Consider the following 23,534-nt stretch of genomic DNA (forward strand, 5'->3'; position numbering starts at 1 on the left):
GTGATTAATGCAGGTGATCGGGGGCTTCGGCCTTCCTTCGCTCTCCCCGGCGGCTCGGACCGCTTTAACGCAGACTTCTAGGGTTTTTCATGACGCGCTACATATTCGTCACGGGCGGTGTTGTTTCTTCATTGGGGAAAGGCATTGCCTCGGCTTCATTGGCGGCCATCCTGGAGGCGCGGGGACTTAAGGTCACCATGCTCAAGCTGGACCCGTACATCAACGTCGACCCGGGCACCATGAGCCCGTTCCAGCACGGTGAAGTGTTCGTCACCCACGACGGCGCCGAGACCGACCTGGACCTGGGCCACTACGAGCGGTTCATCCGCACGACCATGACCCAGAACAACAACTTCACCACCGGCCGTGTCTATGAGCACGTGCTGCGCAAGGAGCGTCGGGGTGACTACCTGGGCGCGACCATCCAGGTCATTCCGCACATCACCGACGAAATCAAGCGCCGCATCATCAAGGGTGCCGGCGACGCCGACGTGGCGATGGTCGAGATCGGCGGTACCGTGGGCGATATCGAATCCCAGCCGTTCCTCGAGGCCATCCGCCAGCTGCGTTTCGAAATCGGCGCCAAGCGCGCGATGCTGATGCACCTGACACTGGTTCCGTACATTGCTACCGCCGGTGAAACCAAGACCAAGCCGACCCAGCACTCGGTCAAGGAGCTGCGCTCCATCGGCCTGCAGCCGGACGTGCTGATCTGCCGCTCCGACCACCCGATCGATATTTCCTCGCGGCGCAAGATCGCCCAGTTCACCAACGTCGAAGAGCGTGCGGTGATCGGCCTGGAAGACGCCGACACCATCTACAAGATCCCCGGCATCCTGCATTCTCAGGGCCTGGATGACTTCGTCGTCGAGCGCTTCGGCCTGCAATGCGCCAGTGCCGACCTCTCGGAATGGGACGCGGTCGTCGATGCCAAGCTGAACCCGGAGCACGAAGTCACCATCGCCATGGTCGGCAAGTACATGGAGCTACTGGACGCGTACAAGTCGCTGATCGAGGCGATGAGTCATGCCGGCATCAGCAACCGCACCAAGGTCAACCTGCGCTACATCGATTCCGAAGACATCGAGAACCAGGGCACCGGCCTGCTTGAAGGCGCCGATGCGATCCTCGTGCCGGGCGGCTTTGGCCTGCGGGGCGTGGAAGGCAAGATCACCGCGGTGCAATACGCTCGCGAGAACAAGGTGCCTTACCTGGGCATCTGCCTGGGCATGCAAGTGGCAGTCATCGAGTTCGCGCGTAACGTGATGGGCTGGAAGGACGCCAACTCCACCGAATTCGATCGCAGCAGCGGCCACCCGGTCGTGGGTCTGATCACCGAGTGGGAAGACGCCACCGGCTCGGTCGAAGTGCGTACAGAAACTTCCGACCTGGGCGGCACCATGCGCCTCGGAGCCCAGGAGTGCCTGCTGGAAGCTGGCTCCAAGGTGCACGATTGCTACGCCAAGGACGTGATCGTCGAGCGTCACCGCCACCGCTATGAAGTCAACAACAACCTGCTGCCACAACTGATCGAAGCCGGCCTGAAAATCTCCGGCCGCTCCGGTGACGGTGCGTTGGTTGAAGTGGTCGAGGCCGCGGACCACCCGTGGTTCGTCGCTTGCCAGTTCCACCCGGAGTTCACCTCGACACCGCGTGACGGTCATCCGTTGTTCAGCGGTTTCGTGAAAGCCGCATTGGCTCAACACCAGAAGAAGGCATAAGACCATGGCTCAGAAGATCATCCGCGTCGGCGACATCGAGATTGCCAACGACAAACCCATGGTACTGTTCGGCGGCATGAACGTGCTGGAAAGCCGCGACATGGCTATGCAGGTCTGTGAGGAGTACGTCAAGGTCACCCAGAAGCTGGGCATTCCTTACGTGTTCAAGGCCAGCTTCGACAAGGCCAACCGTTCATCCGTGACTTCCTACCGTGGTCCGGGCCTGGAAGAGGGCATGCGGATCTTCCAGGACATCAAGCAAGCGTTCGGCGTGCCGATCATCACCGACGTGCACGAGCCTGACCAGGCCGCGGTTGTCGCCGAGGTCTGCGACATCATCCAGCTGCCGGCCTTCCTGTCGCGCCAGACCGACCTGGTGGTCGCGATGGCCAAGACCGGCGCGGTGATCAACATCAAGAAAGCCCAGTTCCTCGCGCCCCAGGAAATGAAACACATCCTGAGCAAGTGCGAAGAGGCCGGCAACGATCAGTTGATCCTCTGCGAGCGCGGTTCGAGCTTCGGCTACAACAACCTGGTGGTGGACATGCTCGGCTTCGGCATCATGAAGCAGTTCGAGTACCCGGTATTCTTCGACGTTACTCATGCGCTGCAGATGCCCGGCGGTCGTTCCGATTCCGCGGGCGGTCGTCGCGCCCAGGTCACCGAGCTGGCCAAGGCCGGCATGAGCCAGTCCTTGGCGGGCCTGTTCCTCGAAGCCCACCCTGATCCGGACAACGCCAAGTGCGACGGCCCTTGTGCCCTGCGCTTGAACAAGCTGGAACCTTTCCTGTCTCAGCTCAAGGCGCTGGACGAGCTGGTCAAGGGTTTTCCGACGATAGAAACCGCGTAACACGGCTTTCTCCGGTAAAGTACCGCTCGATAAACGCTCTGGCCTGCGGGCCGGGCGTTATCGTCGGCGAGCCTGCCCGCTGCTCTGTACCCGCCGACGGTAAAAGATTTCCTCTCGCTGCGTCGTTTTCGTCAACTTTGGAGTGTTCACAACAATGGCAAAAATCGTCGACATCAAAGGTCGTGAAGTTCTCGACTCCCGTGGCAACCCCACTGTCGAAGCGGACGTGCTTCTCGACAACGGCATCATCGGCAGCGCCTGCGCGCCGTCCGGTGCTTCCACTGGCTCGCGCGAAGCGCTGGAGCTGCGTGATGGCGACAAGAGCCGTTACCTGGGCAAGGGCGTGCTGAAAGCCGTCGCCAACATCAACGGTCCGATCCGCGACCTGTTGCTGGGCAAGGACCCTGCCGACCAGAAAGCCCTCGACCAGGCCATGATCAAACTCGACGGTACCGAAAACAAAGCGACCCTGGGCGCCAACGCGATCCTCGCCGTTTCCCTGGCCGCCGCCAAGGCTGCCGCCCAGGACCAGGACCTGCCGCTGTACGCGCACATCGCCAACCTGAACGGTACCCCGGGCGTCTACTCGATGCCGGTGCCGATGATGAACATCATCAACGGCGGCGAGCATGCCGATAACAACGTCGACATCCAGGAATTCATGGTCCAGCCGGTCGGCGCCAAGTCCTTCTCCGAAGGCCTGCGTATGGGCACCGAGATTTTCCATCACCTCAAGGCCGTGCTGAAGGCCCGTGGCCTGAGCACCGCGGTTGGCGACGAAGGCGGCTTCGCGCCGAACCTGGCGTCCAACGAAGACGCGCTGAAAGTGATCTCCGAAGCCGTGGCCAACGCTGGCTACAAGCTGGGCACCGACGTGACCCTGGCCCTGGACTGCGCGGCCAGTGAGTTCTTCGAAGACGGTAAATACAATCTGTCCGGCGAAGGCCAGGTGTTCACCGCCGAAGGTTTTGCCGACTACCTCAAGGGCTTGACCGAGCGCTACCCGATCATCTCCATCGAAGATGGCCTGGACGAGTCCGACTGGGCTGGCTGGAAAATCCTCACCGACAAGATCGGCGAGAAAACCCAGCTGGTGGGTGACGACCTGTTCGTGACCAACACCAAGATCCTGAAAGAGGGCATCGACAAGAAGATCGCCAACTCGATCCTGATCAAGTTCAACCAGATCGGTACCCTGACCGAAACCCTGGAAGCCATCCAGATGGCCAAGGCTGCCGGCTACACCGCGGTAATCTCCCACCGTTCCGGTGAAACCGAAGATTCGACCATCGCCGACCTGGCCGTGGGTACTGCGGCAGGCCAGATCAAGACCGGTTCCCTGTGCCGTTCCGACCGCGTTTCCAAGTACAACCAACTGCTGCGTATCGAAGAGCAGTTGAACGGCAAGGCCAAGTACAACGGCCGTGCCGAGTTTCGCGGCTAAGCGGTAAATGGTAAAAAGACAGCGGATTGTGTCGCAAAGGTCGCCAAGGCGACGGTTTTGCCTCTAATCTGATGCCTTATCAAGCACAAGCCTGGATTTTCCAGGCTTCGTGCTATCAGACCTTCAAGTTTGGCATGGCGGTCTTTTTTCACTGGATACTGATATTCGATGCGCAGTCCCAATTGGTTGTTTCTTGTCTTGCTTCTCTTGCTGGCCGGCTTGCAGTACCGCCTGTGGGTGGGTAACGGCAGCCTGGCGCAAGTGGCCGACCTGACTCAGCAAATTGCCGACCAGCATGCTGAAAACGAGGCGCTGCTGGAGCGTAACCGGGTAATGGACGCCGAAGTGACAGAGCTGAAAAAAGGCATGGAAACCGTTGAAGAGCGGGCTCGACATGAGCTGGGCATGGTCAAGGAGGGCGAAACCCTCTACCAGTTGGCCCAATGAGTATTCGTTTGCCGGCCTTCTGGGCCGTGATTCCTGCCGCGGGCGTTGGCGCCCGCATGGCCGCGGACCGTCCCAAGCAATATCTGCAACTGGGCGGACGTACCATTCTCGAACACAGCCTTGGCTGTTTTCTCGACCACCCAACCGTCAAGGGCGTGGTGGTCAGCGTTGCACAGGACGACCCTTACTGGCCGACACTGGCCTGCGCCAGCGATCCTCGAATCCAGCGTGTGGCCGGCGGTGAGCAGCGTTCCGATTCGGTGCTCAATGCCTTGTTGCACCTTCATGAACAAGGCGCCGACGATTTCGATTGGGTGCTGGTGCATGACGCCGCGCGGCCCAATCTGGCGCGGGGCGATCTCGACACATTGCTCCATGAGCTGGCGAACGATCCGGTCGGCGGTCTGTTGGCGGTACCGGCGCGCGATACGCTCAAGCGCGTCGACAAGCATGGCCGTGTGCTGGAAACAATCGATCGCAGCGTGATCTGGCAAGCCTACACGCCACAGATGTTCCGCCTCGGCGCCTTGCATCGGGCCCTGGCCGACAGCCTGGTGGCGGATGCACTGATCACCGACGAAGCTTCGGCCATGGAATGGGCGGGGCAGGCGCCTCGGTTGATCGAAGGGCGATCTGACAACATCAAGGTAACCCGGCCGGAAGACCTGGAGTGGTTGCGCCAGCGTTGGGCTAATCGGCGTTGAGCGCTGGAGGCGTCTTCCTGACCGTCTTCGCGAGCAGGCTCGCTCCCACATTGGATCTCCAGTCGCCATGAATGTTGGGTACAACCAAAAACCTCTGTGGGAGCGAGCCTGCTCGCGATAGCAATTGCTCAGGCAACACAAAAACCACGGTCACCCCCGATACTCCGGCCGCTCAGCCAACCCCTCCTTCAAGTAATCCACCAACTTGCGCACCTTGGGCGACAAATGCCGTTGCTGCGGGTACAACGCCCAAACCGCTGTGTTCGGCGGTTGATGAGCCTCCAGCAAAGAGATCAGTGCACCGCTGTGCAGATGCTCAAGCACGTAATAATCCGGCAATTGGCACAAACCCACCCCTTGCAGCGCCGCATCAAGCACCGCTTGCCCACTGTTACAACGCCAGTTTCCCTGCACCCGTTGAGAAAATTCCCGCCCGTTCTGCTCCAGTTGCCAAATGTCGGAGCTGCCGATCAGGCAGTTGTGACGGCTCAGTTCCGACACACTGTGGGGCCGACCATAGCGTTCCAGATAGGACGGTGAAGCACAGAGATACATGCGCCGCGGCGCCAGGCGTGTCGCGACCAGGCGCGAGTCCTGCAGGCGGCCGAGGCGAATCGCCAGGTCCAGACTTTCGTGAACCAGGTCCAGTGGGCGATTGCTCAGTTCGATGTCTACTCGCAGTTGCGGGTACAGCCCCATGAACCGCGTCACCAGCGGCACGATAAAGCGCTCGCCGTAGGCCACGGCGCAGGTCATTCGCAGCATGCCCTTGGGTTCGCTGGTGAGATCACCCACCGCCCGCAGCGCTTCCTCGCGTCCGTCCTGCAGGCGCTGGCAATGCTGCAGAAAAGTCTGACCAGCCTCGGTGAGGGTCACACGCCGGGTACTGCGATAGAGCAATCGTGTCTGCAGACGCTCTTCCAGCCGTACGATTTGTCGACTGATGTGCGAAGACGAAACCCCGAGGCGCTCGGCCGCCGCGGTGAACTGGCTGCATTCGGCCACGGCGACGAACTCGTCGATGCCTTCCCAGCGATTGTCATACATGAAGGATTGTCCCTATACAGCAATAATGTTTTGCTTTTGGTTGGATTATTCATCGTTCGGCGAAGGATTACACTCCCGGTCTTGTTTTTATTTGCCGGAGAATCCGAATGATCAAGTCGCGCGCCGCCGTTGCCTTCGAGGCCAAGAAACCCCTGGAAATCGTTGAAGTCGATGTCGCCATGCCGAAAGCTGGCGAGGTGCTGTTGCGCGTGGTGGCTTCGGGCGTTTGCCATACCGACGCCTACACGTTGTCGGGCGCTGACCCGGAGGGGATCTTCCCGTCGATCCTCGGTCATGAAGGCGGCGCGATCGTCGAAGCGATTGGCGAAGGTGTGACTTCGGTGGCGGTGGGTGATCATGTGATTCCGCTGTACACACCGGAGTGCGGCCAGTGCAAGTTCTGCAAGTCGGGCAAGACCAACCTGTGTCAGGCGATTCGCGCCACCCAAGGCAAAGGCCTGATGCCGGACGGCACTTCGCGCTTTTCCTACAAGGGCGAGACGATTTTCCACTACATGGGTACTTCGACGTTCTCTGAATACACCGTGCTACCGGAAATCTCCGTAGCGAAGATTCCAAAAGAAGCGCCCCTGGAAAAAGTCTGCCTGCTGGGCTGCGGTGTCACCACCGGCATCGGCGCGGTGCTCAATACCGCCAAGGTCAAGCCAGGGGACACCGTGGCGATTTTCGGCCTGGGCGGCATCGGCCTGTCGGCAGTGATCGGCGCGGTGAAAGCCAAGGCCTCGCGCATCATCGCCATCGACATCAACCCGGCCAAGTTCGAAATCGCCAGGCAGCTCGGCGCGACCGATTGCGTCAACCCGAAAGACTTCGATCGCCCGATCCAGGAAGTCATCGTCGACATGACCGATGGCGGCGTGGACTTCTCCTTTGAATGCATCGGCAATGTCCAGTTGATGCGTGCCGCGCTGGAATGCTGCCACAAGGGTTGGGGCGAGTCGGTGATCATCGGCGTGGCCGGGGCCGGCCAGGAAATTGCCACCCGTCCATTCCAATTGGTGACCGGTCGCGTCTGGCGCGGTTCGGCCTTTGGCGGCGTGCGTGGTCGCAGCGAGTTGCCAAGCTATGTGGAAATGGCCGAAAAGGGCGAGATCCCGCTGGATACTTTCATCACCCACACCATGGGCCTGGAAGACATCAACAAGGCATTCGACCTGATGCACGAAGGCAAGAGCATCCGTACCGTTATCCATTTCTGAGGTCGGTCATGAGCCTGGAAAACATCTCCTGCCAGAAAAGCTTCGGCGGCTGGCACAAACGTTACCGTCACCGTTCCGAAGTGCTCGGTTGTGACATGGTCTTTGCCGTCTACCTGCCGCCGCAAGCCGAGCAGGGCGGCAAGCTGCCGGTGCTGTACTGGTTGTCCGGACTGACCTGCACCGATGAAAACTTCATGCACAAGGCCGGTGCCCAGCGCATGGCCGCCGAGTTGGGGCTGATCATCGTCGCGCCGGACACCAGCCCCCGTGGCGCCGATGTGCCGGGCGATCCGGACGGCGCCTGGGATTTCGGCCTGGGCGCGGGCTTTTATCTGAATGCCACGCAGGATCCTTGGGCGCGACACTATCGGATGCATGACTATGTGGTGCAGGAATTGCCGACGCTGGTCGAAGCGCATTTCCCTGCCTCGGATAAACGCGGCATCAGTGGTCATTCCATGGGCGGCCATGGCGCGCTGGTCTGCGCCTTGCGCAACCCAGGGCGCTACCGTTCGGTGTCGGCTTTTTCGCCGATCAACAACCCGATGGATTGTCCGTGGGGGCAGAAGGCTTTTTCCCGCTACCTGGGGGAAGACCGCTCGAAGTGGCGTGAGTGGGATGCCTGTGCATTGATTGCCGAGGCGCAGGAAAAGCTGCCACTGCTGGTGGATCAGGGTGATCGCGATGATTTCCTGGCCAATCAGCTCAAGCCCGAAGCGCTGCAGCAGGCGGCCAAAGCGGCCGGTCATCCGCTGGAGTTGCGCCTGCAACCAGGCTACGACCACAGCTATTTCTTCATCGCCAGCTTTATTGATGAACACTTGCAGCATCATGCGCGCGCTCTGAACGCCTAATGCAGGTAGAATCACGCCCTGACAAAAATCGGGGCGTTTTTTTATGCGTATTGGCCACGGCTACGATGTTCACCGTTTCGCTGAAGGCGACTTCATTACTCTGGGCGGCGTGCGTATCGCACACGGCTTCGGGCTGCTTGCGCATTCTGACGGTGACGTGTTGCTGCATGCCTTGAGCGACGCTCTGCTTGGCGCGGCTGCCCTGGGCGACATCGGCAAGCATTTCCCGGACACCGACCCGCAATTCAAGGGCGCCGACAGCCGCGTACTGCTGCGCCACGTGGTCGCGTTGATCCACGCCAAGGGCTGGGTCGTGGCCAATGTCGACAACACCATTATTGCCCAGGCCCCCAAGATGGCGCCGCACATCGAAGCGATGCGCCAGCGGATTGCCGAGGATCTCCAGGTTGAACTGGACCAGGTTAACGTCAAGGCCACCACGACCGAGAAGCTTGGTTTCGTCGGTCGCGAAGAAGGCATCGCCGTCCATTCCGTCGCCTTGTTGCAGCGCCCATGACCGAACTGGAACTCTTGGGCCCGCGGGCCTACGGTGAGACATTGGGCCGTGCGGTACTGAAGGCTACCGCCGAGGATTTCCAGGTCGACGAAGTGCTTGATATCCCGTTGTCCGGGGATGGCGAGCATCTGTGGATCTGGGTGGAAAAACGCGGCTTGAATACCGAGGAGGCTGCCCGGCGAATCGCCAAGGCCGCCGGCGTGCCTTTGCGCACGGTCAGCTACGCCGGGCTCAAGGATCGTCAGGCCCTGACCCGGCAATGGTTCAGCGTGCAGTTGCCCGGCAAGGCCGACCCGGACCTGTCGACGGCAGAAAACGATACGCTGAAGATCCTCAAGACCGCACGCCACAGACGCAAGCTGCAGCGTGGCGCGCACTCGGCCAATGGCTTTACCTTGCGCCTGACCCAATTCTCGGGCGACAAGGAGGCTATCGAGACACGTCTGCAACACATCGCCCACCAAGGCATTCCGAATTATTTTGGTGCCCAGCGCTTTGGCCATGACGGCGGCAATGTCGTCGATGCCCGTGCCTGGGCGGCGCGCAAGGCTTTGCCGGAGCAGCGCAACGTGCGCTCTCGGCTGTTGTCCACCGCGCGCAGCTTTCTGTTCAACCGGGTGCTGGCGGCGCGAGTCGCCGACGGTACCTGGCGGCAAGCCCAGGTGGGCGACTTGCTCGCCTTTACCGACAGCCGCAGTTTTTTCCCCGCCAGTGAGGCTGAGTGCAGCGATCCGCGCCTGGCCATTCTCGATCTGCACCCGACCGGGCCGCAGTGGGGCGAAGGACCTTCGCCCGCCGCCGGGGCAACCTTCGAATTGGAGCAGGCCATCGCCGCGGACGAGGCCGATCTGCGGGACTGGTTGATAAACGCGGGAATGAGTCACGAACGTCGCATCCTGCGACTGCCCATTGGCGGGCTGTCGTGGCATTATCCCTCGCCTGACATTCTGCAATTGGAATTCGTCCTGCCGGCCGGATGTTTCGCCACTGTCTTGGTGCGCGAACTCGTCGATCTGGTGCCGGTGGGGCAGACGGACAGCCCATGCGTATTCTGATTTCTAACGACGACGGGGTGACAGCACCCGGTCTTGCCGCGCTTTATGCTGCGCTGGCGGATTTTGCCGAGTGCGTGGTCATCGCCCCGGACCAGGACAAAAGCGGCGCGAGCAGCTCGCTGACGCTCGACCGTCCGCTGCATCCCTGCTACCTGGACAACGGTTTCATCAGCCTCAACGGTACGCCGACCGATTGCGTGCACCTGGGCCTGAACGGCCTGCTGGAGCGCGAGCCCGACATGGTGGTCTCCGGGATAAACCTGGGGGCCAACCTGGGCGATGACGTACTGTATTCCGGAACGGTTGCCGCCGCCCTGGAAGGTCGTTTCCTCAACCATACGTCGTTTGCCTTTTCGTTTGTTTCACGGCAGGTCGACAATTTGCCCACTGCCGCCTACTTCGCCCGCAAACTGGTGCAGGCCCACGGCGAGCTGGACCTGCCGCCGCGTACGGTGCTGAACGTGAATATCCCGAATCTGCCGCTTGATCATATCCGTGGCATCCAGCTCACTCGCCTGGGTCACCGCGCCCGGGCTGCCAGGCCGATGCATGTCGTCGACCCGCGCGGCAAGGCCGGCTACTGGATCGCCGCCGCCGGCGATGCCGAAGATGGCGGGCCTGGCACCGACTTCCATGCAGTGATGCAGGGTTATGTCTCGATCACGCCCTTGCAGCTCGATCGCACTTTCAACGATGCCTTTCGAAGTCTCGATGGCTGGCTGGAGGGGCTGCGCTGATGGCACGTGAACAAGACGATATGCTGCGCCGCGGAATTGGCATGACCTCCCAGCGGACCCGGGAACGGTTGATCCAGCGGCTGTACGAAGAAGGCTTGTCCAACGCCCAGGTGCTCGAGGTGATTCGCCGTACGCCGCGCCATCTTTTCGTCGATGAAGCGCTGGCCCATCGCGCCTATGAAGACACGGCGTTGCCGATCGGCCACAACCAGACCATTTCCCAGCCCTACATGGTGGCTCGCATGAGCGAGTTGCTGCTGGAGGCGGGGCCGCTGGACAAGGTGCTGGAGATCGGCACGGGCTCGGGTTACCAGACCGCGGTATTGTCGCAGTTGGTGGAGCGGGTGTTTTCGGTGGAACGGATCAAGGTCCTGCAGGATCGCGCCAAGGAGCGCCTGGTGGAGCTGAACCTGCGCAACGTGGTGTTTCGCTGGGGCGACGGTTGGGAAGGCTGGCCGGCACTGGCGCCTTATAACGGCATCATCGTCACGGCTGTTGCCACCGATGTTCCCCAGGCCCTGCTGGACCAACTCGCTCCCGGCGGGCGACTGGTGATTCCGGTGGGTGCGGGCGAAGTCCAGCAACTGATGTTGATTGTGCGTGAAGAACACGGTTTTTCACGACACGTCCTCGGGGCGGTGCGTTTCGTGCCGTTGCTCAACGGGCCATTGGCCTGAGCATTTATAGACAGACGCTGAATTCCGGGGCACGACATGTGTCTTACGGCAGCAGCTGTTCGACAAGCGCTGGTTTGCCAAACAGCGTTCAACAGCGTCGAGCAAACGTGTGCGGTAGCTTTTCGCGCTTCCTTTATAGAAGCGTGGTGTCGGCTCGCCACGGGGCAATATTTCTGCCTGGACAGGCAGTGTGCAATTTTTTCAGCCACCACAAAGGGAGCGGCGGGTGAGTCTCACAGTCATTGCGCAGCGTATGGGTATCACGAGCTTCAAGCGCCTGGTGACTGGCCTTCTCTTGAGTACCTTGCTGGTCGGTTGTTCCAGTACTCCGTCGGGTAATGTCCGGGTGGTCGATCGCAACAATGCGACACCGCAGCGGCCTACAGTAACGACCGGCCAGTATGTAGTCCGTCGCGGCGATACGCTGTTTTCCATCGCGTTTCGCTACGGCTGGGACTACAAGGCCCTCGCGGCTCGCAACAACATTCCTGCGCCTTATACGATCCATCCGGGTCAGACAATTCGCTTTGACGGTCGCAGTGCCTCAACGCCTACCGCGGTCGTGACGCAGTCGGGTTCGACCCCGTCATCCTCGAGCAAAACCACGGTTATCCGTCGTCCGGCGGGTGCCGCAACGGCGACTGTACCGTCCGTCGCGAACAAGCCGGCACCCGCTCCGATGCCTCCGGCAGGCCCCGCCCCGACCGGCTGGGGATGGCCTTCTAATGGCGTTCTCATTGGAAAATTCTCTTCAAACGGTAGTTTGAATAAAGGAATTGATATCGCCGGGGATTTGGGACAGCCTGTTTTGGCAGCGTCTGATGGCACGGTCGTGTACGCCGGGAGTGGTTTAAGGGGCTACGGCGAACTCGTGATCATCAAACACAGCGATACCTACGTCAGTGCCTACGGTCACAACCGCAGGCTGTTGGTTCGGGAGGGGCAGCAGGTCAAGGTCGGACAGACAATTGCCGAAATGGGCTCAACGGGTACGGATCGAGTGAAACTGCATTTTGAGATTCGCCGACAAGGTAAACCTGTGGATCCGCTGCAATTCCTGCCACGTCGTTGATTTGCTTGTCAGCCTGTTCCGTCACGTAGAGGGAACAGGCTCCAGCGTTGCCAAGGATAAAGGCGTCGCTTGAGCTTGAGGTCGAACTCACCAAAGGACTATAACAATGGCTCTCAGTAAAGAAGTGCCGGAGTTTGACATCGACGATGAGGTCCTCCTTATGGAGACCGGCATCGCTATGGATTCGATGTCGAATGATGAAGGGGCGACTCCACCTTCCGTTCGTGCCAAATCCAAACACTCCGCTTCACTTAAACAACATAAGTACATCGATTACACCCGGGCGCTGGACGCCACTCAGCTGTACCTCAACGAAATCGGCTTCTCACCATTGCTCTCCCCCGAGGAAGAAGTTCATTTTGCGCGCTTGTCGCAAAGTGGCGACCCGGCGGGTCGAAAACGCATGATTGAAAGCAACCTGCGCCTGGTGGTGAAAATCGCCCGACGCTACGTCAATCGTGGGCTTTCGCTGCTGGATCTGATCGAAGAGGGCAACCTGGGCCTGATTCGCGCCGTCGAGAAGTTCGACCCCGAGCGCGGCTTCCGTTTCTCGACCTATGCGACCTGGTGGATCCGCCAGACCATCGAACGGGCGATCATGAATCAGACCCGGACCATCCGGCTGCCGATCCACGTGGTCAAGGAGCTAAACGTCTACCTGCGGGCCGCCCGCGAGTTGACCCAGAAGCTCGACCACGAACCTTCACCCGAGGAAATCGCCAACCTGTTGGAGAAGCCGGTGGGCGAGGTCAAGCGCATGCTCGGTCTCAACGAGCGGGTCTCATCGGTCGACGTTTCACTGGGGCCAGACTCGGACAAGACGCTGCTCGACACCCTTACCGACGATCGTCCGACCGATCCGTGCGAGTTGCTCCAGGATGATGACTTGTCCCAGAGCATCGACCAATGGCTGTCGGAGCTTACGGACAAGCAACGGGAAGTGGTAATCCGCCGCTTCGGCTTGCGCGGTCATGAAAGCAGCACCCTTGAAGATGTGGGCCTGGAGATTGGTTTGACGCGTGAGCGGGTCAGGCAGATCCAGGTCGAAGGCCTCAAGCGGCTCCGGGAGATCCTGGAGAAGAACGGCCTGTCGAGCGAGTCGTTGTTCCAGTAGATCAGGCAAGCGCAGCAGAGAAAGCCCCGACTGAGTTCGGGGCTTTTGCTTTTGCCAGCAGGGAGAATTTCTCATCAGCCCATTTTGCAGCTTCAGTTTGTAAGCTTTTGCCTAGTGTTACGTAAGCGTTCGGTTCCACGACGATGGGACAGATTGCTAATCAAGCGTTTTATAAACCTGTACGTGACTGTTTTTAAAAGATTTTCCTAAGTGTGAATGGCTCGTGACAGTGCCGGCGGAGCGCCGCCGAGGCATTGCACTCGTTTGGGAAAACACTAATATCAATCCTGTGTCGACGGACAGACACACCCGTCAAGGACGATGGGACAGGAAGGACATCGCAGGATGCGATTCATCAGGACGATGAAAAGGATTAAAGGGATTATGGAAAAAATGTGGGCGGGTCAAACCGCCCCTTTTTTTTGCCCGCGATTTTGTTCCAGGCAGCAAAAAGGCCCGCGAGGGGCCTTTTCAGCGAACGCTGGGGTAATCAGCGTTCCAGGTCTGCGATCTTGCCAGTCTTGCCATCCCATTCTTCGGCGTCGGGCAGGGCGTCTTTCTTCTCGGTGATGTTCGGCCAGATATCCGCCAGTTCGGCGTTCAGCTGGATGAAGTTCTCCATACCGGCTGGCACTTCGTCTTCCGAGAAAATGGCGTTCGCCGGGCATTCCGGTTCACACAGGGCGCAGTCGATGCACTCGTCCGGATGAATGACCAGGAAGTTCGGGCCTTCGTAAAAGCAGTCCACCGGACAGACTTCTACGCAGTCGGTGTACTTGCACTTGATGCAGTTGTCGGTGACGACGAAGGTCATTTCTAATTCTCTCCTCAGGCGGCTGCGGCGAAGCCCCATCACGGTAGGGGTCGCGAGGTTCGGGAGCGATTGTCTGCAAACCCAGGCTAATAGGTCGCAGCATCCCAAACCGCGCGAGATTCTAACAGCTTGAAAGCCTGTGCGTTAGACCCGTGTCTTCAATGTATAGAGTAAATCCAGCGCCCGGCGCGGGGTCATGTCGTCGAGGTCGAGCTTGGCCAGTTCGTCGAGCACCGGATGCGGCAGGCTGGCGAACAGGTCGCTTTGCTGCGGCGCGGCCGGTTTGCCTTTGCTCGGGCGCGCTACCTCGTGCGGCAAGCTGGTGGTCTCCAGGCGGCTGAGGTGCTCGCGAGCGCGGGTGATGACGTCGCTCGGCACACCGGCCAGTTGTGCCACCGCCAGGCCGTAGCTCTGGCTGGCCGGGCCGGGCAGTACGTGGTGAAGGAACACGATGCGTTCGTTGTGCTCGGTGGCGTTGAGGTGGACGTTGGCCACCAGCGGCTGGCTCTCCGGCAACACCGTCAATTCGAAATAGTGCGTGGCGAACAGCGTATAAGCGCGCAACTGGGCCAAACGTTCAGCGGCCGCCCAGGCCAGGGACAGGCCATCGAAGGTGCTGGTGCCGCGACCGACTTCGTCCATCAGCACCAGGCTGCGCTCGGTGGCATTGTGGAGGATGTTCGCGGTTTCGCTCATTTCCACCATGAAGGTCGAACGCCCACCGGCCAGGTCATCGCTGGAGCCGATCCGGGTGAAGATCCGGTCCACCAGGGACAGTTCGCAACTGGCCGCCGGGACGAAGCTGCCGATGTGAGCCAGCAATACGATCAGCGCGGTCTGGCGCATGTAGGTGGATTTACCGCCCATGTTCGGACCGGTGATCACCAGCATGCGGGTATTGTCGTCCAGGCTCAGGTCGTTGGCCACGAACGGCGTGGTCAGTACCTGCTCGACCACCGGGTGGCGACCCTGGCTGATGCGCATGCACGGCTCGCTGACGAAGCGTGGGCAATTGAGGTCCAGGTTCAGCGCGCGCTCGGCCAGGTTGCTCAACACGTCCAGTTCCGCCAGGGCGGCGGCGGTGTCCTGCAACGGTGGGAGCTGGCTGATCAGGTCTTCGAGCAGCGCTTCGTAGAGCATCTTTTCCCGGGCGAGGGCGCGACTCTTGGCCGACAGGGCCTTGTCCTCGAAAGCCTTGAGTTCCGGTGTGATGAAACGCTCGGCGCCCTTGAGGGTCTGGCGCCGGATGTAATCGGCCGGGGCTTGCTCGGCCTGCTTGCTCGGCAGCTCGATGAAGTAGCCATGGATGCGGTTGTAGCCGACCTTGAGATTGGCAAGGCCGGTACGGGCCTTTTCCCGGGCTTCGAGGTCGATCAGGAACTGGCCGGCGTTTTCGCTCAGCGATTGCAGCTCGTCGAGTTCAGCGTCGTAACCGGTTTTCAGCACGCCACCGTCCCGAATCACCGCTGGCGGATTATCGATGATGGCTTTTTCCAGCAGCGCGGCCAGTTCCGGGTAGGTGCTGGTAGTGCGCGCCAGTTGCTGCAGGTGAGGTGCTTCAAGGTCGGTCATTGCCACCTGAAGTTCGGGCAGCGCGCCGAGGGCGTCGCGCAGGCGCGCCAAGTCGCGAGGACGGGCGTTGCGCAGGCCGATCCGCGCGAGGATCCGCTCGATATCGCCGATTTCCTTGAGCTGCGGTTGCAACTGCTCGAAACGATAACGGTCCAGCAGGCAAGTAATCGAAGACTGGCGTGCTTGCAGTACCGTCAGGTCCCGCAGCGGTCGGTTCAGCCAGCGGGTCAACAGGCGGCTGCCCATGGCGGTCTGGCAGCGATCGACCACCGATTGCAGGGTGTTATCGCGGCCACCGGCCAGGTTGGTGTCCAGTTCCAGGTTGCGGCGGCTCGCGCCGTCCAGCACGACCGTGTCATCCAGGCGTTCGTGACGCAGGCTGCGCAGATGGGGCAGGGCGGTGCGCTGGGTTTCCTTGGCGTAGGCCAGCAGGCAGCCGGCGGCGCCGATGGCCAGGGTCAGGTTCTCGCAGCCGAAGCCCTTGAGGTCCTGGGTGGAAAACTGCTGGCAGAGACTTTTCAACGCCGAGTCGCGTTCGAAATCCCACGGCGCCCGGCGACGTACGCCACGGCGTTTTTCCGCCGGCAGGTCTTTGGGCCAGTCATCCGGGATCAACAACTCCACAGGATTGACCCGCTCCAGTTCCGCCAGCAGGTTTTCCCAGCCCTTGATTTCCAATACCGAGAAGTTGCCGCTGGTGATGTCCAGCACGGCCAGGCCGAACAGGCGCTCGTCACCGAGGACAGCGGCGATCAGGTTGTCCCGACGTTCATCCAGCAATGCCTCGTCACTGACTGTGCCGGGAGTGATGATCCGCACGACCTGGCGTTCCACCGGGCCTTTGCTGGTGGCCGGGTCGCCGACCTGTTCGCAAATCACCACGGACTCGCCCAGCTTGACCAGCTTCGCCAGGTAGCCTTCCGCCGCGTGGTAAGGAATCCCACACATCGGAATCGCCATGCCCGCCGATTGCCCACGCGCCGTCAGGGTGATGTCCAACAGCTTGGCGGCCTTCTTCGCGTCCTCATAGAAGATTTCGTAGAAGTCGCCCATGCGATAGAACATCAGCTGATCGGGGTGCTGGTTCTTCAGGCGCCAGTATTGCTGCATCATCGGCGTGTGGGAGGACAGGTCGTTCACGGCGGTATTCATCGGTGTCAGGCAAGCTCGTTGAAAGGTGTGGGGCAAAAGGAGGGGCATCGGCCCGGCTTTTCCGCGATGGGCGCAAGGTTAACATGGGCGGTCTGGTGCGACCCAGGGATGAGTGGGTTCGATTGTTTTCCCAGAATGTTGCGGAAAAACCTCTGGCCAGGTAAATCTCGCAACAAAAAGCCCGACATGTAGTCGGGCTTCTCTTGAATTTTGATATCAGCCTCGTTTCGCCTCGGCCTGCATCATCACGAGGTTTTGCTGCTTGGTAGCCTCTGTCAAAACCTCGCTATAAACACGTTTCTTTTGGTCCGATTTAGCATTACGAATAAAATCGGCAAAGGTGCTTTTGGTTCCTTTGGACAAGCCCAGCTTGATCGAAATCATAGGTGCCCTCCTGATGGTGGCTCGAGCATGGCCTCTAGGTCGGCCCGCGTGTGTTGCTCAGGGATTATGGTAGTGAATCTGCGAACAGATTCACCAAGGCTATTGATGCCTCGGTTTTACCGGCGCCCGGAGAGCCTGCCATAAAAACTGACACCGGCGCTTCCTCTGGCGGATAAAGAGCCTTATCTGTCAGTCGCTTCGCGATTGCTTTTTTATTGGACCGAGCGAAGCGCAATGCGTCTTCATGGACGGCTTGGTCTGCTGAGGCCAGTAGCCGGCTGCGTGTATCGGCATTCTCCGTCATTAATCCGATCCCTTTCGATGGTCTGACTGTTTGTATCGAACCCCCCAGGCCTCTTTGTGCTTATTGCTGCCCATTTATAGTTGATAACGACGTGGCGAGGGAGCTTGCTCCCGCTTTGGGGACGCAGCGGCCGCTAGAAGCGGGGTCACTGCGTAACCCGGCGGGAGCAAGCCCCCTCGTCATAGGGGGTTGTCCTTCTTGAATGAACAGCCTGGCGACATGCAGGCTTTTTTGTTTCTCGTCGAATTGGCCTGTTTTATCTGGGATCCACGACATCCAATGCCCGATTCGCCAGCAACTGGCTCAGCTCGATCATCTGCAGGATCCCTAGTGCGATATGTCGTCGCGAGCCTTCCAGGTCGAAGGCGAGATCGCTGACCATGGCGTTGGCCGAGGCCAGGGTTTCGCTGAGGTTGGCGAGCAGGCATTCGGTGTCGATGTTGGGAGCAATAAGGTAGAGGGTATCGGATCTTTCCTCGTCGGCTTTCGGCTTGAGGTCATCTTCGAGGGGATCTGGTATCTGTTTGGACATAGTCTTGGATCCTTGAGTTGGAGCCACTACCAATCCGCTACTAAACGAGATGGGCGGCAGCTGTACGCAGGTTAGTAGACCGGGGATCCAAGAAACCGGCGCGCCCGAGGGCGCCCTGCGCACAGCTACCATTGAGCGCAGGTAAAAACCTGGCTGAGCGGAGCGATGTACGCCTTGGAATGCCGGGCTACTAAACCCGATCACTGATGGGCAGTGACAAGATCAAAAGTACCGGTGGGGCCCAAGGCGCACAAGCCGGCGGATTCTGGCGTAGTTGTAGGCAGAGGCGCAAGGCAACGTAGTCTCGCGATGCGCATTTGAAGGACGGGGTGGGAGGTTTTTCCTAAGGCTGTGTAGGGCGAATCCCGTGGCGAGGGAGCTTGCTCCCGCTGGGCTGCGCAGCAGACCCTTTTGTGAGCGCTGCGCACTCAAGCGGGAGCAAGCTCCCTCGCCACAAAAGCATCTGCAGAGCTTAAGCACAATGTTTGCGTATTTATGCAAAACAGCATTTGTCTTCCGCGAAAAGAACAAGCATTATGCGCGTTATGCAAAAACGCAACGTTTCTACCGTATTAAGAGCATTGCTCGATCAGCACGGGATCTCCCCCACGGAGCTTCACCGGCGTACCGGCGTGCCTCAGTCCACCCTCTCGCGGATCCTCAGCGGCAAGATCGTCGACCCTTCTGATAAACATATCTCGAAGATCGCCGAATATTTCGCCGTGAGCACCGACCAGTTGCGCGGTCGCGTCGACGTTGCGCCTGCCGGTAACAGCCGCCGCGAAGAGCCGCATTCCGAACTCAAGGACATAAGCCTGTGGGACGATGACACGCCCGTCGAGGAAGACGAGGTGTCCGTTCCTTTTCTGCGTGAGGTTGAATTGGCTGCTGGATCAGGAAGATTCGTCATCGAGGAAAGCGAGCGCTCAAGCCTGCGTTTCGGCAAGCGCAGCCTGCGCCATAACGGCGTGCAGTTCGACCAGGCCAAGTGCGTGACGGTGCGCGGCAACAGTATGTTGCCGGTGCTGCGCGACGGCGCCACGGTCGGGGTGAACGCGGGCAAATGCGGGATCGGCGACATCGTCGACGGTGACCTCTACGCCATCAATCACAACGGCCAACTGCGGGTGAAGCAGCTTTATCGCCTGCCCACCGGCATTCGCCTGCGCAGCTTCAACCGCGATGAGCATCCGGACGAGGACTACACGTTCCAGGAAATGCAGGACGAGCAGATCGTCATCCTCGGTCACGTCTTTTGGTGGGGCATGTACGCCCGTTAATCCTTCCGCTGTCAGATAAAACCCGCCGTCGTGCGGGTTTTTTTTCGCCTCCTGAAAACCTTCGACCCCGGTACTTAAGCGGGCTCCATGCATTTGCGCATTCGTCGCGCATAAATAAATGCATTAACGCATTGACTGTATATGCATCCATGCATATTCTGTGTCCAAGCCGCTCGACAAAGCAGCTGGCAACAAAGCTCTTTAGTTCCACCAACAGGCAGCGATGAACCGGCCTTAACGGTTCAGAGGGTTGGCAACTGACCCGGGTGTGCAGCGTAAAGCACCAGAAGCAGTTATCCGGCGGGCAGGGACCGCGGTCGGAGGAACAATTTGAATGGATCCGTACCGCGCCAGTCGCGCCGAAAGATCAAGCGCATTACTGAAAAGCCTGGGCGACCGGGCTTTTTGGAATGCCTGTGCCGCGAGGTACTTCAAACCGCCACCAGTGGGAGGACTTCGATGCTGAAGGATTTCAGATGCGGTCACTGCAAAAGACTTCTGGCCCGCATGGGCGAGAACACCGAACTCCAGATCAAGTGTCCCCGTTGCGGGACGTTGAATCATGTGAAGGCCGTTGAGCCTCGAGTGGACGCCGGCGAGCAATGTATCAGCCGTGCAATCAATCACGAACTCAACAGGTGAATCATGAATCGTTTCAAGAAGTACGCTACCCCGCTGATGCTCTGCGTTGTCCTGTTCGGTGTCGGAGGCAACGCTGTTGCTGCCAACCTTCTGGTCAACGGTAGCTTCGAACAGCCAGGCTGCAGCGCAAGTTGCATATTGAGTACTCCAGCGCAAGCCAACTTCATTACGGGTTGGACGACGTTTCTGTCTGGAGCCGAGTATTTCAACCTGCCCGCTTCGATTGGCGGTTCCCTGGCGGCGGATGGCGTCGTCATTGTCGACTTGGCTAACTATATCTATAGCAACGGCGGCGGCATTCAGCAGAACTTTGCAACCTCCGTTGGCGCCAAGTACCGCTTGACCTTCAGCGCAGGTAATTCGCGTTACGCAAGTCGTTCCGGTGAAGGTGTTATCCAAATAAAAGTGGCGGGCCAAAGTGTCACTTTCAACACCCCTTCAGCAAAAGGTAGAGCTGTTGAGTGGAGCACCATTACGTATGACTTCATCGCGACCTCGCCTCAGACAACCCTGGCTTTTTCCAATGAGCAGAATCCATATGCCAACTATGCCTTTATCGACAACGTAATCGTTGAGCGACTGTAGAACGTTATCTGGCTGTCCAGGCCTGACCCCCGTTCTTTCATCCATCTCCCCAGGAAACGAGACATGACAAACGAGCAACAAGCGTTGCTGGACATGCCGATCTGGCTGGTCATCGTGCTCGCCCTGGTGGGCGGGGTGACTGGCGAGATGTGGCGTGCCGACAAGGAGGGCGCCCGTGGCTGGTCACTGCTGCGGCGCCTGGCCCTGCGCTCCGGCGCCTGCATGGTCTGTGGCGTCTCGGCGATCATGCTGTTGTACGCCATGGGCCTGTCGATCTGGGCCGCCGGTGCCTTCGGCTGCCTGACCGCGATGGCCGGGGCTGACGTGGCCATCGGGCTTTACGAACGCTGGGCCGCCAAGCGGATGGGCATCAGTGAGCTACCGCCGCGCGATTCCCGTTCCGACCCACATTGATTCCCTGTTTCCAGCCTGCCCGCAAGATGTAAGCACAACCCACATCCGTATCGCCTGGCCCACCGCTTTCGCGAGCAGGCTCGCTCCCACAGGTTTCCCTGACGTTACCTTCCATACCACCGGACCCTCCCATGAAGATCACCCCGATCCTCACGCAACTGCGTGAGCAATGCCCCACGCTCGCCCGTCGCGTGGCGGCAGGCTTTGACCTTGCCACGCTGCAAGCCCAGGCCCCGCTGCAACTCCCCTGCGCCTATGTCCTGGCAACCGCCGACGTTGCCAGCAAGAACGCGGCGCAGAACGTCACGCTGCAAGCGGTACGTGATCGTTTCGATGCCGTGCTGGTGCTCGACGCGACTGACGCGACAAAAGCGCTGGATCTGTTGCACGACCTGCGGGCTGAACTGTGGCGCGCGCTGGTGGGGTTCAAGCCGGGCGCCGAGTACACCGGCGTCGAGTACGACGGCAGCGAGCTGGTTTCCATCAATAGCAGTCGCGTGTTGTACCGGCTGCGCTTTTTCGCCGAGTTCCAGCTGGGCCGCAATCTGCCGGGCCAGCCTGCCGAAAGCTGGCATGAGCGTGAACTGGACGGCTTGTCGTCCTTTACCGGGGCCACCGTGCGCGTCGATGCCATCGACCCGGCGGACCCCAACCTGAAACGTCCCGGCCCCGACGGGCGCCTGGAACTGACTTTCTCTGGAGACGTAACCCCATGAGCAAACGTATCACCGTGCTGCCGGCCCCTGGCCGCGTCGTACCGGACCCGGAAGCGGGCGACCTGTTGCCCCTCGAAGGCCGTGAAGTGCCGGACAACGCCTGGTGGCGTCGACGTCTGGCCGATGGCGATATCACTACCAAAGCCGTGCAAGCGGCAAAACCGAAGGGAGCCAAATAATGGCGATTGGATTCAGCAACATTCCCGCGGACATTCGTGTTCCGCTGTTCTACGCCGAGATGGACAATTCGGCCGCCAATAGCGCGTCGTCGGCCATGCGCCGGTTGATCGTTGCCCAGGTCAACGACAACATTGCCCCGGCCGAAGTAGGCAAGCTGGTGCTGGTGTCCAGCGTCGCGCTGGCCAAGAGCATTGGCGGGCAAGGCTCGATGCTGGCGTCGATGTACGAAACCTGGCGCAAGACCGACCCGATCGGTGAGATCTGGTGCCTGCCGCTGCATAACGTCGAGGGGGCGATTGCCCAAGGTACGCTGACGCTGACCGGCAGCGCTGCGGAGAGCGGCGTGCTCAACCTGTACGTCGCTGGCGTGCGTGTCCAGGCCGCTGTCGTCAAAGGTGCCAGCGCAGCCCAGGCGGCCACGGCGCTGGCTCTCAAGATCAACGCATCCGCCGATCTGCCGGTGACTGCCGCGGCCGCCGAAGGCGTGGTGACCCTGAGTGCCAAATGGACCGGCGCCAGCGGCAATGACATCAGCCTGCAATTCAATCGCCTGGGCAAGAGCAACGGCGAAGACACCCCGGCCGGCTTGACCACGGCCGTCACTGCCATGGCCGGCGGTGTCGGTGTGCCGGACCAGACTGCCGCCGTCGCCGCCCTGGGCGATGAGCCGTTCGAGTTCATTGCCATGCCGTGGTCCGATGTGTCGAGCCTCGACACGTGGCAAGCGGTCATGGATGACAGCACCGGTCGCTGGTCCTGGGCCAAGCAGTTGTTCGGCCACGTCTACAGCGCCAAGCGCGGCACCCTCGGCACTCTCGTCGCCGCCGGCCAGGCCCGCAACGACCAGCACATGACCATCCAGGCCCTGGAGCCGGGCGTGCCGCAACCGTTCTGGGTCCAGGCCGCTGCGCTGGCCGCACGCACTGCGGTGTTCATTTCCGCCGACGCCAGCCGCCCGACCCAAAGCGGCAGCCTGCCGGGGCTCGATCCGGCACCGGCCAGTGAGCGCTTCACCCTGACCGAGCGGCAATCGTTGCTCAACTACGGCATCGCGACCGCTTACTACGAAGGCGGCTACGTTCGTATCCAGCGTTCCATCACTACCTATCAGAAGAATGCCTTCGGCCAGGCGGACAACTCCTACCTGGACAGCGAAACCATGCACCAGTCGGCGTTCATCGTGCGGCGCCTGCAAAGCGTGATCACCAGCAAATACGGTCGTCACAAACTGGCCTCCGACGGCACTCGTTTCGGCGCCGGCCAGCCCATCGTCACCCCGAGCACCATTCGCGGTGAGTTGATCGCCCAGTACGCCAAGCTTGAGCTGGAAGGCCACGTGGAAAACGCCGAACTGTTCGCCGAGCACTTGATCGTCGAGCGCGACAGCCAGGACCCGAGCCGGGTCAACGTGCTGTTCCCGCCGGACTACATCAACGGCCTGCGCGTGTTCGCGCTGCTCAACCAATTCCGTCTGCAATACGACGCCGCCGCCTGACAGTG

Annotated in this window: 24 protein-coding genes and 2 pseudogenes; 20 read left to right on the plus strand and 6 right to left on the minus strand. The window is 60.3% G+C overall.

Features of this window, described 5'->3' with window-relative positions; all coding sequences use genetic code 11:
* Positions 1-89: 89 nt before the first annotated feature.
* The 5 genes from PSH78_RS05980 to ispD all read left to right on the plus strand — a co-directional run bounded on the left by PSH78_RS05980 (position 90) and on the right by ispD (position 5,166).
* Positions 90-1,721, plus strand: coding sequence for a CTP synthase (locus tag PSH78_RS05980; RefSeq protein WP_305499103.1), 1,632 nt, complete (start codon positions 90-92; stop codon positions 1,719-1,721).
* A gap of 4 nt (positions 1,722-1,725) precedes the next feature.
* Complete coding sequence (gene kdsA, locus PSH78_RS05985) at positions 1,726-2,571, plus strand: 3-deoxy-8-phosphooctulonate synthase (protein ID WP_305499104.1); 846 nt, start codon at positions 1,726-1,728, stop codon at positions 2,569-2,571.
* Positions 2,572-2,725: 154 nt separating this feature from the next.
* Positions 2,726-4,015 carry a phosphopyruvate hydratase gene (gene eno / locus PSH78_RS05990; RefSeq protein ID WP_258631378.1) on the plus strand — a complete coding sequence of 430 codons (1,290 nt, stop codon included), beginning with the start codon at positions 2,726-2,728 and terminating at the stop codon, positions 4,013-4,015.
* A gap of 168 nt (positions 4,016-4,183) precedes the next feature.
* Positions 4,184-4,462: a cell division protein FtsB gene (ftsB, locus tag PSH78_RS05995; RefSeq protein WP_003184873.1), complete on the plus strand. Its 279-nt coding sequence runs from the start codon at positions 4,184-4,186 to the stop codon at positions 4,460-4,462.
* Complete coding sequence (gene ispD, locus PSH78_RS06000) at positions 4,459-5,166, plus strand: 2-C-methyl-D-erythritol 4-phosphate cytidylyltransferase (protein WP_305499105.1); 708 nt, start codon at positions 4,459-4,461, stop codon at positions 5,164-5,166. Before ftsB ends, ispD begins: the two co-directional genes overlap by 4 nt.
* 150 nt (positions 5,167-5,316) lie before the next feature.
* On the opposite strand, the gene PSH78_RS06005 is transcribed toward ispD, so the two are convergent.
* On the minus strand, positions 5,317-6,213 hold the full coding sequence (locus PSH78_RS06005) for a LysR substrate-binding domain-containing protein (RefSeq protein WP_305499106.1): 897 nt from the start codon (positions 6,211-6,213) through the stop codon (positions 5,317-5,319).
* 107 nt (positions 6,214-6,320) lie between these two features.
* Between PSH78_RS06005 and PSH78_RS06010 the strand changes: the two genes are divergently transcribed.
* From PSH78_RS06010 to rpoS, 8 genes are all read left to right on the plus strand, one after another.
* Entirely contained in the window at positions 6,321-7,433 is a 1,113-nt protein-coding gene (locus tag PSH78_RS06010; RefSeq protein ID WP_214915574.1) for an S-(hydroxymethyl)glutathione dehydrogenase/class III alcohol dehydrogenase, read from the plus strand.
* Positions 7,434-7,441: 8 nt separating this feature from the next.
* Positions 7,442-8,287: an S-formylglutathione hydrolase gene (fghA, locus tag PSH78_RS06015; protein ID WP_305499109.1), complete on the plus strand. Its 846-nt coding sequence runs from the start codon at positions 7,442-7,444 to the stop codon at positions 8,285-8,287.
* A 43-nt stretch (positions 8,288-8,330) separates the two neighbouring features.
* Positions 8,331-8,804, plus strand: coding sequence for a 2-C-methyl-D-erythritol 2,4-cyclodiphosphate synthase (ispF, locus tag PSH78_RS06020; protein ID WP_305499111.1), 474 nt, complete (start codon positions 8,331-8,333; stop codon positions 8,802-8,804).
* Complete coding sequence (gene truD, locus PSH78_RS06025; protein ID WP_305499113.1) at positions 8,801-9,859, plus strand: tRNA pseudouridine(13) synthase TruD; 1,059 nt, start codon at positions 8,801-8,803, stop codon at positions 9,857-9,859. Before ispF ends, truD begins: the two co-directional genes overlap by 4 nt.
* Positions 9,847-10,596 carry a 5'/3'-nucleotidase SurE gene (gene surE / locus PSH78_RS06030; protein WP_305499115.1) on the plus strand — a complete coding sequence of 250 codons (750 nt, stop codon included), beginning with the start codon at positions 9,847-9,849 and terminating at the stop codon, positions 10,594-10,596. Before truD ends, surE begins: the two co-directional genes overlap by 13 nt.
* A gap of 41 nt (positions 10,597-10,637) precedes the next feature.
* Complete coding sequence (locus PSH78_RS06035) at positions 10,638-11,273, plus strand: protein-L-isoaspartate(D-aspartate) O-methyltransferase (RefSeq protein WP_161796107.1); 636 nt, start codon at positions 10,638-10,640, stop codon at positions 11,271-11,273.
* Positions 11,274-11,499: 226 nt separating this feature from the next.
* Positions 11,500-12,345, plus strand: a complete 846-nt coding sequence (locus PSH78_RS06040; protein WP_305499117.1) for a peptidoglycan DD-metalloendopeptidase family protein — start codon at positions 11,500-11,502, stop codon at positions 12,343-12,345.
* 106 nt (positions 12,346-12,451) lie between these two features.
* Positions 12,452-13,459: an RNA polymerase sigma factor RpoS gene (rpoS, locus tag PSH78_RS06045; protein ID WP_003198289.1), complete on the plus strand. Its 1,008-nt coding sequence runs from the start codon at positions 12,452-12,454 to the stop codon at positions 13,457-13,459.
* A gap of 490 nt (positions 13,460-13,949) precedes the next feature.
* On the opposite strand, the gene fdxA is transcribed toward rpoS, so the two are convergent.
* From fdxA to PSH78_RS06070, 5 genes and pseudogenes are all read right to left on the minus strand, one after another.
* Positions 13,950-14,273, minus strand: coding sequence for a ferredoxin FdxA (gene fdxA / locus PSH78_RS06050; RefSeq protein WP_305499118.1), 324 nt, complete (start codon positions 14,271-14,273; stop codon positions 13,950-13,952).
* 144 nt (positions 14,274-14,417) lie between these two features.
* Complete coding sequence (mutS, locus tag PSH78_RS06055; RefSeq protein ID WP_305499120.1) at positions 14,418-16,985, minus strand: DNA mismatch repair protein MutS; 2,568 nt, start codon at positions 16,983-16,985, stop codon at positions 14,418-14,420.
* Between the two features lie 228 nt (positions 16,986-17,213).
* Positions 17,214-17,381, minus strand: a complete 168-nt coding sequence (locus PSH78_RS06060; RefSeq protein WP_305499122.1) for a hypothetical protein — start codon at positions 17,379-17,381, stop codon at positions 17,214-17,216.
* 73 nt (positions 17,382-17,454) lie between these two features.
* A pseudogene (locus tag PSH78_RS06065) lies at positions 17,455-17,685 on the minus strand (zeta toxin family protein); the annotation flags it as partial.
* 256 nt (positions 17,686-17,941) lie between these two features.
* Positions 17,942-18,217 (minus strand): DUF6124 family protein, encoded by a 276-nt coding sequence (locus PSH78_RS06070; RefSeq protein ID WP_305499124.1) that lies wholly within the window; start codon positions 18,215-18,217, stop codon positions 17,942-17,944.
* Positions 18,218-18,762: 545 nt separating this feature from the next.
* Here PSH78_RS06070 and PSH78_RS06075 point away from each other — a divergent pair.
* The 7 genes and pseudogenes from PSH78_RS06075 (at position 18,763) to PSH78_RS06105 (ending at position 23,529) form a co-directional block, all read left to right on the plus strand.
* A complete protein-coding gene (locus PSH78_RS06075) occupies positions 18,763-19,497 on the plus strand; it encodes an XRE family transcriptional regulator (protein ID WP_305501185.1) in 735 nt (244 codons plus the stop codon).
* A 459-nt stretch (positions 19,498-19,956) separates the two neighbouring features.
* Positions 19,957-20,146, plus strand: a pseudogene (locus PSH78_RS06080) (Com family DNA-binding transcriptional regulator).
* Positions 20,143-20,724 (plus strand): DUF642 domain-containing protein, encoded by a 582-nt coding sequence (locus PSH78_RS06085; protein ID WP_305499125.1) that lies wholly within the window; start codon positions 20,143-20,145, stop codon positions 20,722-20,724. The pseudogene PSH78_RS06080 and the gene PSH78_RS06085 overlap by 4 nt, the downstream one beginning before the upstream one ends.
* Positions 20,725-20,787: 63 nt before the next feature.
* Entirely contained in the window at positions 20,788-21,138 is a 351-nt protein-coding gene (locus tag PSH78_RS06090; RefSeq protein WP_305499127.1) for a phage holin family protein, read from the plus strand.
* A gap of 131 nt (positions 21,139-21,269) precedes the next feature.
* A complete protein-coding gene (locus PSH78_RS06095) occupies positions 21,270-21,854 on the plus strand; it encodes a hypothetical protein (protein WP_305499129.1) in 585 nt (194 codons plus the stop codon).
* Complete coding sequence (locus PSH78_RS06100) at positions 21,851-22,033, plus strand: DUF2635 domain-containing protein (protein ID WP_305499131.1); 183 nt, start codon at positions 21,851-21,853, stop codon at positions 22,031-22,033. The genes PSH78_RS06095 and PSH78_RS06100 overlap by 4 nt, the downstream gene beginning before the upstream one ends.
* Complete coding sequence (locus PSH78_RS06105) at positions 22,033-23,529, plus strand: phage tail sheath subtilisin-like domain-containing protein (protein WP_305499132.1); 1,497 nt, start codon at positions 22,033-22,035, stop codon at positions 23,527-23,529. The genes PSH78_RS06100 and PSH78_RS06105 overlap by 1 nt, the downstream gene beginning before the upstream one ends.
* Positions 23,530-23,534 lie beyond the last annotated feature (5 nt).

It is taken from the genome of Pseudomonas sp. FP198 (assembly GCF_030687895.1).
Taxonomy (GTDB): Bacteria; Pseudomonadota; Gammaproteobacteria; order Pseudomonadales; family Pseudomonadaceae; genus Aquipseudomonas.

What these genes read in the sequence shown, in the direction of transcription:
- PSH78_RS05980 (WP_305499103.1), top strand. Translation starts at nt 90, where the DNA reads ATGACGCGCTACATATTCGTCACGGGCGGTGTTGTTTCTTCATTGGGG.
- kdsA (WP_305499104.1), top strand. Translation starts at nt 1,726, where the DNA reads ATGGCTCAGAAGATCATCCGCGTCGGCGACATCGAGATTGCCAACGAC.
- eno (WP_258631378.1), top strand. Translation starts at nt 2,726, where the DNA reads ATGGCAAAAATCGTCGACATCAAAGGTCGTGAAGTTCTCGACTCCCGT.
- ftsB (WP_003184873.1), top strand. Translation starts at nt 4,184, where the DNA reads ATGCGCAGTCCCAATTGGTTGTTTCTTGTCTTGCTTCTCTTGCTGGCC.
- ispD (WP_305499105.1), top strand. Translation starts at nt 4,459, where the DNA reads ATGAGTATTCGTTTGCCGGCCTTCTGGGCCGTGATTCCTGCCGCGGGC.
- PSH78_RS06005 (WP_305499106.1), bottom strand. Translation starts at nt 6,213, where the DNA reads ATGTATGACAATCGCTGGGAAGGCATCGACGAGTTCGTCGCCGTGGCC.
- PSH78_RS06010 (WP_214915574.1), top strand. Translation starts at nt 6,321, where the DNA reads ATGATCAAGTCGCGCGCCGCCGTTGCCTTCGAGGCCAAGAAACCCCTG.
- fghA (WP_305499109.1), top strand. Translation starts at nt 7,442, where the DNA reads ATGAGCCTGGAAAACATCTCCTGCCAGAAAAGCTTCGGCGGCTGGCAC.
- ispF (WP_305499111.1), top strand. Translation starts at nt 8,331, where the DNA reads ATGCGTATTGGCCACGGCTACGATGTTCACCGTTTCGCTGAAGGCGAC.
- truD (WP_305499113.1), top strand. Translation starts at nt 8,801, where the DNA reads ATGACCGAACTGGAACTCTTGGGCCCGCGGGCCTACGGTGAGACATTG.
- surE (WP_305499115.1), top strand. Translation starts at nt 9,847, where the DNA reads ATGCGTATTCTGATTTCTAACGACGACGGGGTGACAGCACCCGGTCTT.
- PSH78_RS06035 (WP_161796107.1), top strand. Translation starts at nt 10,638, where the DNA reads ATGACCTCCCAGCGGACCCGGGAACGGTTGATCCAGCGGCTGTACGAA.
- rpoS (WP_003198289.1), top strand. Translation starts at nt 12,452, where the DNA reads ATGGCTCTCAGTAAAGAAGTGCCGGAGTTTGACATCGACGATGAGGTC.
- fdxA (WP_305499118.1), bottom strand. Translation starts at nt 14,273, where the DNA reads ATGACCTTCGTCGTCACCGACAACTGCATCAAGTGCAAGTACACCGAC.
- PSH78_RS06060 (WP_305499122.1), bottom strand. Translation starts at nt 17,381, where the DNA reads ATGATTTCGATCAAGCTGGGCTTGTCCAAAGGAACCAAAAGCACCTTT.
- PSH78_RS06070 (WP_305499124.1), bottom strand. Translation starts at nt 18,217, where the DNA reads ATGTCCAAACAGATACCAGATCCCCTCGAAGATGACCTCAAGCCGAAA.
- PSH78_RS06075 (WP_305501185.1), top strand. Translation starts at nt 18,763, where the DNA reads ATGCAAAAACGCAACGTTTCTACCGTATTAAGAGCATTGCTCGATCAG.
- PSH78_RS06085 (WP_305499125.1), top strand. Translation starts at nt 20,143, where the DNA reads ATGAATCGTTTCAAGAAGTACGCTACCCCGCTGATGCTCTGCGTTGTC.
- PSH78_RS06090 (WP_305499127.1), top strand. Translation starts at nt 20,788, where the DNA reads ATGACAAACGAGCAACAAGCGTTGCTGGACATGCCGATCTGGCTGGTC.
- PSH78_RS06095 (WP_305499129.1), top strand. Translation starts at nt 21,270, where the DNA reads ATGAAGATCACCCCGATCCTCACGCAACTGCGTGAGCAATGCCCCACG.
- PSH78_RS06100 (WP_305499131.1), top strand. Translation starts at nt 21,851, where the DNA reads ATGAGCAAACGTATCACCGTGCTGCCGGCCCCTGGCCGCGTCGTACCG.
- PSH78_RS06105 (WP_305499132.1), top strand. Translation starts at nt 22,033, where the DNA reads ATGGCGATTGGATTCAGCAACATTCCCGCGGACATTCGTGTTCCGCTG.